We start from the raw sequence: 7,460 nt of genomic DNA, 5'->3' as shown, positions 1-7,460 counted from the left end.
GACCCCGAACACAAAACGACACGGGACTACAGTAGAAGCATGGCCTCCATGGACTCTCAGCCCCTCACCCCGCGCGGCATCGTCCTCGTCGCCCTGACGGGTGTGGGTGCGGGCTTCCTCTCCGGACTCTTTGGAGTGGGAGGCGGCCTCGTCATCGTGCCCGCCCTCATGGCCGTCCTGCGCATGGACCAGCGCCGCGCCTCTGCCACCTCGCTTGCCGCCATCATCGTCACCGCAGCCGTCGGGTCGGGCACCTACGCCCTGCACGGCGAGGTCTCCTGGGCGGGTGGCACGCTCCTCGTCGTCGGCGCGCTCGCGGGTTCCCAAATCGGCGTATGGCTCCTGCGCTGCCTCCCTGCGCCCTCCCTGCCCTGGATCCTCATCGGCTTCACACTCTTCGTGATCGTCTCCCAATACCTGCAGGTCCCCACGCGTGAGGGTACCGTCTTGCTGACCCCGGCCTCGTGCGCTCTGCTGATCCTGGTCGGCGTGTGCGCCGGCATCCTGTCCGGCCTGGTCGGCGTGGGCGGCGGATCCGTCATCGTGCCCGGCATGGAGCTGGCCGTCGGTGCAGGAGACCTGATTGCGCGCGGCACGTCCCTCCTCGTCATGATCCCCACCGGCATCGCCGGAACCGTCACGAATCTGCGTCACCGCATGGTCGACCTGCGCGTCGGTCTCATCGTCGGAGCCTCCGCCGCGGCCACGGCCCCCGCCGGACGCCTTGTCGCCACGCTCGTGTCCCCGAGCGTCGGCGCGATCCTCTTCAACATCTTCCTGCTCTCCATCATCGCCTCGACGATCCTGAAGATGCGCCGGGCGCGCGCTCAGGGTTGAACGAAACGGCCCCGGCCTCATGCGAGACCGGGGCCGAAGCGTCAGTGCGACTTGCGGATCACTCGTCGGCGGCGCTGGGGTGCGTCATGTCGGCGGGAACGACCCACGCGTCGAACTCGTCGGCGGTCAGGAAGCCCAGCTCGAGGGCGGACTCGCGCAGCGACAGGCCCTTGTGATGCGCGTTCTTCGCGATCTTCGAGGCCTTGTCGTAGCCGATGTGACGGTTCAGGGCCGTCACCTGCATGAGGTTGATGTCCAGGTTGTGCTTGATCTTCTCGTAGTTCGGCTCGATGCCGTACGCGCAGTGCGTGTCGAAGGACACGCAGGCGTCGCCGAGCAGGCGGATGGACTCCAGGACGTTCCACGCCATGACGGGCTTGAAGACGTTGAGCTGGAAGTTGCCCTGCGAGCCGGCGAAGCCGACCGTCGCGTCGTTGCCGAAGACCTGGGTGGCGACCATCGTCATGGCCTCGCACTGGGTCGGGTTGACCTTGCCCGGCATGATGGACGAACCAGGCTCGTTCTCGGGGATCAGCAGCTCGCCGATGCCGTTACGCGGGCCGGAGGCGTACCAGCGCACGTCGTTCGCGATCTTCATGAGGGCGTCGGCGAGGACGCGCAGTGCGCCCGAAACCAGCACCAGCGCGTCGTGCGCGCCCAGGGCGGCGAACAGGTTGTCGGCCTGCTTGAACTCGATGCCCGTCTCCTCGGAGATCTTCTTGGCGGTGAGTTCGCCGAACTTCGGGTGAGCGTTCAGGCCGGTGCCCACGGCGGTGCCACCGATGGCCAGCTCGCGCGCACGGGTGTCGGCGTACTCGATGCCGTCGAGGGCGAAGTCAATCTGAGCAACCCAGCCGGAGATGACCTGGCCCAGGCGGATCGGGGTGGCGTCCTGCAGGTGGGTGCGGCCCACCATAATGACGTCGTCGAACTCCTTGGCCTTCTTGTCCAGCGTGTCGCGCAGCTGGCGCACGCGCGGGTACATGTCGTGCAGCTCGGAGACGACCGCGATGTGCATGGCGGTGGGGAAGGTGTCGTTCGAGGACTGGCCGCGGTTCACGTGGTCATTGGGGTGCACGGGGGACTTGGTGCCCATGGTGCCGCCCGCGAGCTCGATGGCGCGGTTGGAGATGACCTCGTTGGCGTTCATGTTCGACTGCGTGCCCGAGCCGGTCTGGAAGACGACCAGCGGGAAGTTGTCGTCGAGCTTGCCGGAGATGACCTCGTCGCCGGCCTGCGCGATGTAGTTCGCGATGTCGGCGGGCAGCTCGCCCAGCTCAGCGTTGGCCAGGGCTGCGGACTTCTTCAGGATGCCGAGGGCGCGCACCATCGGGCGACCCCACACGAATGTGTTGCGGCCGATGTCGAAGTTGTGCAGCGAACGCTCGGTCTGAGCGCCCCAATAGCGGTTCGCGGGGACCTCAACGGCTCCCATCGAGTCGGTTTCGGTGCGGGTTTCTTGTGCCACAGGTGGCTCCTTCGCGTAGGGCTTACGTACCTCTCTAGGATAGCGCCGAGCGCGCTGTGAGGCGTGGGGCACTCGTCCTAGTCGCGTGCTCGGGACACAATGTCCAGCTTGTGCAGGAGCAACCACGCGCACGAACACGACAGTGCGACGAGAGACAGCGCGAGGAGGAAGGGTGACAGGGGCATCCAGCCGTACAGGGCGGTGGCGCTCACGGGGGCCACGATCCACGTGATCGCGCCGGTCGCGTTGATGACGCCGGCGATGCCGCCCTGCTCGCGCTCGGTGACAGCCAGGGACGCGCCGGCGGAGTAGCCGGGGGAGGCCATGCCCGAGGCGACGCCCATCGCGAAGGTCGATGCCGCGACTGCCCACAGCGTCGGCGCGAGGGTCAGACAGGTGAGAGCGATGAGTGCGAGCGTCATGCCCGCCCGCAGCAGCCTGCGAGGCCCCCATCCCAGGCGTGGCACGACGATCAGCTGCATGAGCATGGCTCCGGCGGCGTTGGCCAGCAGCATGAGGGCCGTGATTGACACGGCGGGCGCGGGCTCGAGTCCACCACGGTCCTGAACGAGAAAGCCTATCGTGATCTGAACGACGCCGTTGGCGAAGTAGATGCCGAAGATCGAGGCGATCCACGGGGCGATCCGCCGGTCGGTCCAGCTCACGCGCGGGGGCAGTTCGCCGTCTGTGGGTTCCGCGCTCGCGCTGTCCGTTGTCCCTTCAATCGACGAGGCCGGGGTCGCTTTCTCGGGTTCTGCGGCCTCATGGGACAGACGGGGCAGGTGCCTCCTTGGGTGGGTGGTGCCTCCGTCACGGGGTAGCCAGATCAGGGCGATGGCCAGCGCGATGAGAACGAAGACCGGCGTGGCGTGCACGGGTCCGAAGATCCACCACGCACCCAGTGCCGACGAGACGAGGGAACCTACCATGACGGACAGGTTGATCGCTCCCGAGAACGCGGATGTGCCGCGCACGCGCGACCCCTCGTCCGGGGTCACCTCGGCGACGAGGGCCTGGCCGGTCGGCGGGATCGCCGCGACGGCCGCGCCGAAGAAGGGGCCGCGCGCCGCCATGATGGCCCCCGCCGCGGCAAACGCGCCGATGTAACCGGCTGCGCGCGCCCACACTGCTGCCGAAAAGAGCGTGCCCGCCGTCAGCGCCAGGATCAGCGCCAGCAGAATGACGCGCCTGCGTCCCCAGGCGATCGAGCGACGCCCCCAGAACTGGCTGAGCGCCGTCACCGCGGCAGCCGCCAGGGACACCGCCGCACCCACGATCCACTCGGGCAGGTCCAGGGCGCGCGAGAGGGGAGCGATCGACACGTTGAGCATGTTCTGCGCCGTGTAGGTAAACAGGGCGATCGCCACGAGCGCGCGCAGCGTCGGATTCGTTAACAAGGGAGAAGAAGGCACAGTGCATCCTACGACGGAGGCCCCGCGCATTGCGCGGGGCCTCCCCAGACAGTTGTTGAATAACACAGAGGTGCGGTAAGAGTTAACGCTGCACCCAGGTGCTCACCTTCCAGCGCGCGTCCCCCGAGCGCTCACGCCACTCGGCATCACTGTGGTTCTCATCCCTGCGCCACAGAGACGGATCCAGCGGCGGCGCGTACACGAAGGTCGAATCCTCGGGTGCACCCGAGGCCACATCCAACTCCAGGTCGGTCACCACGGCCTCGTCGAGGAAGGGCAGTGTCTGCGCATAGAGCTGTGCCCCGCCCGTGATCCAGATGTAGGGGGCCTCCGTGCGCGCCGTCTCCTCGCGTGCGATCTGAAGCGCCTCATCGACGGAGGAGACAACGAGAGCGCCCTCGGCCTCGTACCCGGGGGTACGGGTGATGACGATGTTCGTGCGGCCCGGGAGGACGCGCCCGAGAGCCTCCCACGAGCGGCGGCCCATGATGATCGGGCAGCCCATCGTGGACTCCTTAAAATGACGGAAATCAGCGGGAACGTGCCAGGACATGGCCGTGCCCGACCCGATGATCCCGTTGCTATCCTGGGCCCAAATCGCGGCGAGCTTCGTCATACGGCGACCGGAGCCTTGATCGTCGGGTGATGCTGGTAGTCGACGACGGAAATATCGTCGAAGGAGTACTCGAACATCGACGGAGCCTTTGTCAGCTCCAAGCGCGGGAACGGGTACGGCTCGCGGCTCAGCTGCTCGGTCACCTGCTCCGTGTGGTTGGAGTAGATGTGGCAGTCTCCGCCCGTCCAAATGAAGTCGCCGACTTCCAGGCCCGCCTGCTGGGCGAACATGTGGGTGAGCAGCGAGTAGGACGCGATGTTGAAGGGCACACCCAGGAACATGTCTGCGCTGCGCTGGTAGAGCTGCAGCGACAGGCGGCCGTCAGCCACGTACAGCTGGAAGAACGCGTGACAGGGCTCGAGCGCCATCTGCGGCAGGTCTCCAACGTTCCACGCGGAGACCACCATGCGGCGCGAATCCGGGTTCGTCTTCACCGTCTCGAGGACCTGGGAGATCTGGTCGATGTGGCGGCCGTCCCCGGCGTTCCACGAACGCCACTGGACGCCGTACACCGGGCCCAGCTCACCGTCCTCGTCCGCCCACTCGTTCCAGATGCGGATCCCGTTGTCCTGGAGCCAGGACACGTTTGACGAACCCGACAGGAACCACAGGAGTTCGCCGACCACCGACTTGAGGTGCACACGCTTCGTCGTGATCAGCGGGAAGCCCTTGGACAGGTCGTAGCGCAGCTGCGCCCCAAACAGGGAACGCGTGCCTGTGCCGGTGCGGTCACCTTTGGGGGTGCCCTCACGCATAATGCGCGCCAGCAGGTCCTCGTACTGGCGGTCGACGGCGCTCACGTCAGTTGATCCGCTCGTTCGTCCATGTGTGCGAGGCCGGCAGAGCCTGGTCGACGACCGAGTGCTCGATCGTGCAATTGCGCTTGATTGCGGCATCGGCGCGACGCTTGAGATCCTCGATCTCCTCGTCGGACAGGGCAGACATGTCCTGGACCAGCTCGACGTCCACGCGCGTGAAACGATCATTCTGCTGGTCGTAGTCAGCGGACACGCCGACGAACTGCTCGAAATCGTCGCCCAGGCGAGCCGCCATGCGGGCATCCGAGCTCATCGCGTTGCAGCCCGCGATCGCGAGCTTGAGCAGATCACCGGGGGAGAAGAGGCCGGGGCCATGACCGATGCGGATCTCGGCGCCGTCCTGGTTGCGGGCAACGTACTGACGCACGCCCGTACGCTGCATGTACAGAGACTCTGGGGTATCACTCATAGGACCATTGTCGCGTAAAAAGGTGCCGTTCGCCCAGACATCAGCGCCGGGCGGGCGGTGTTTTTCCTACAGCGAAGCGCAGTCCTCAGCGATGCTCCTCCAGCCATGAGGCGGCCAGCTCGCGCTCGTGCTCGATAACCGTTCCCGCGTGGGTCACCGCCTCCCTCTCAATGCGCCCACCAAACAGCGGAATCCGCACCGACACGTTCCCCTTCACGGCGCGCGTACAGCCATCATCCGCGGGAGAGAGGACGGAGGCCGCGTCGAAGGAGACGGGCGCACCCTCCACGGTCAGCGTCGAACGCGAACGAGCCACGGCCTCGTCCCTCTTCCACTCCTCCACGAATGTTGCGCGCAGACTGCCCTTGACAAAACGGGAGGCGGCCGCCGGGATCAGTTCCGGGCGCACGTCACCTGAGAACGTGATGCGGCCACCCTCCACGCTCGCCGTCGTGCTGCCCGGCACCAGGAAAGAGCCGAAACGTCGCTCCTGGTAGCCCGGGCTGAGGAACATGGCGACGACTTCGTCAACAGTGCCCGGATAGGTAACAGACTGGGTGAACTCCATGATTCTCCTTCTCTCTGAGGTCACCGCCGAATCGTGGCCCGGCGCTCATTTACAACTAAGGACCGCCTTTGTGGCCCCGCTCCCACTAGAGTAGAGCCATGCGTAGCCTCATGCAGTTAGCTGAAGAAGCCTCTTCGACACCGCTGTCGGAGCAGGACATTGATTGGCTGCACCTGCTGTTTGCGGACTGGCAGGTGCTCGCTGACCTGGCAGCCGCCGACCTCGTTCTGTGGCTGCCCGCCGACGACGGCAGATTCATCGCCGCCAACCACTGCCGCCCCGCGACCTCGACGACCGTTCACGTCGACGACATCATCGGGTTGCACCTGCCCGCCGCCCGCGAGGTCGACCTGCATCGCGCCATCCAGACCGGCCAGGTTGTGCGCTCGCCCGCTGCACGCTGGGCGGGCACCTACTCGATGCAGGAAACGTGTGTTCCCGTGTGCCACGACGGGCGCATTATCGCGGTCATCACCCGTGAAACGAACCTGTCCAGCCCCCGCCTGTCGATGGGTTTTGAGGGGTGGACCATCGCCGCGGCCGACACACTTTGCCAGATGATCGCGCGCGGTGAGTACCCCTACGACTCCACCCCGCAGGTCACCTCCCACGGCGTTCCGCGCGTCCTTGATGGTGCGCTCCTGCTCGATGCGGAGGGGCGCGTCCTGCAGGCTAACCCCAACGCCATGTCGTGCCTGGCGCGCCTGGGGATTCGCCACGACGTGAAGGGCAAGGTCCTGGCCCAGGAGATCACCGACGTGATCGGCGAAGGCACCTTCATCGAGGAATCGATGGCCGTCGTCGTCATGGGTCGGGCCTCCTGGCGTGTCGAGATCGCGGCGAGCGCCTCCACCATTTCCATGCGTGCCCTGCCCCTGCAAAACGGGCGCAAGCGCCTGGGAGCTGTCATCCTCCTGCGCGACGTGTCCGAGGTACGCCGCCACGAGCAGGAACTCATGACGAAGGACGCGACGATCCGCGAGATCCACCACCGCGTCAAAAACAACCTGCAGACCGTGTCCGCGCTGCTGCGCCTGCAGTCGCGTCGCTCCAGTGAGGACGCCGTCAAGGTGGCACTCGCGGAGGCCGAGCGCCGCGTGCAGGCCATCGCGACCGTGCACGCCGCCCTGTCGCAGAACGTGGACGAGTCGGTCGACTTCGACGAGGTCGCACGCACGATTGTGCGCATGGCTGGTGCGATCGCGTCCACGGACCACGCCGTCGAAGTCATCACGACCGGCAGCTTTGGCACCATTCAGGCCGATCAAGCTCAGGCCCTGGCGACCGTCCTCAACGAGCTGGTCGCGAACTCGGTCGAGCACGGCCTTGCGG

General features: G+C 66.4%; 8 protein-coding genes. 2 read left to right on the top strand and 6 right to left on the bottom strand.

Going from position 1 to position 7,460, the window contains the following annotated elements; genetic code table 11:
- Positions 1-39 precede the first annotated feature (39 nt).
- Positions 40-837 carry a sulfite exporter TauE/SafE family protein gene (locus QZ149_RS09810; protein WP_291451259.1) on the top strand — a complete coding sequence of 266 codons (798 nt, stop codon included), beginning with the start codon at positions 40-42 and terminating at the stop codon, positions 835-837.
- Positions 838-895: 58 nt separating this feature from the next.
- On the opposite strand, the gene fumC is transcribed toward QZ149_RS09810, so the two are convergent.
- From fumC to QZ149_RS09780, 6 genes are all read right to left on the bottom strand, one after another.
- On the bottom strand, positions 896-2,305 hold the full coding sequence (gene fumC / locus QZ149_RS09805) for a class II fumarate hydratase (RefSeq protein ID WP_291451258.1): 1,410 nt from the start codon (positions 2,303-2,305) through the stop codon (positions 896-898).
- A gap of 77 nt (positions 2,306-2,382) precedes the next feature.
- Positions 2,383-3,717: an MFS transporter gene (locus QZ149_RS09800; RefSeq protein WP_291451257.1), complete on the bottom strand. Its 1,335-nt coding sequence runs from the start codon at positions 3,715-3,717 to the stop codon at positions 2,383-2,385.
- A gap of 82 nt (positions 3,718-3,799) precedes the next feature.
- A complete protein-coding gene (locus QZ149_RS09795; protein WP_291451256.1) occupies positions 3,800-4,333 on the bottom strand; it encodes a dihydrofolate reductase in 534 nt (177 codons plus the stop codon).
- The gene (locus QZ149_RS09790; RefSeq protein WP_291451255.1) at positions 4,330-5,133 is read right to left on the bottom strand and encodes a thymidylate synthase; all 804 of its coding nucleotides are present in this window, start codon (positions 5,131-5,133) and stop codon (positions 4,330-4,332) included. The genes QZ149_RS09795 and QZ149_RS09790 overlap by 4 nt, the downstream gene beginning before the upstream one ends.
- Position 5,134: 1 nt before the next feature.
- Entirely contained in the window at positions 5,135-5,560 is a 426-nt protein-coding gene (locus QZ149_RS09785; protein WP_291451254.1) for an OsmC family protein, read from the bottom strand.
- 85 nt (positions 5,561-5,645) lie between these two features.
- Complete coding sequence (locus tag QZ149_RS09780; protein WP_291451253.1) at positions 5,646-6,128, bottom strand: DUF2505 domain-containing protein; 483 nt, start codon at positions 6,126-6,128, stop codon at positions 5,646-5,648.
- 98 nt (positions 6,129-6,226) lie between these two features.
- Between QZ149_RS09780 and QZ149_RS09775 the strand changes: the two genes are divergently transcribed.
- The coding region (locus QZ149_RS09775) for a PAS domain-containing sensor histidine kinase (protein ID WP_291451252.1) at positions 6,227-7,460 on the top strand (1,234 nt) is incomplete at its 3' end.

The sequence above is a fragment of the Actinomyces sp. ICM47 genome (assembly GCF_905369875.1).
Lineage (GTDB): Bacteria > Actinomycetota > Actinomycetes > Actinomycetales > Actinomycetaceae > Pauljensenia.
Note: the sequence above shows the minus strand (reverse complement) of the source record. Positions and strands in the feature narration are given on the sequence as shown.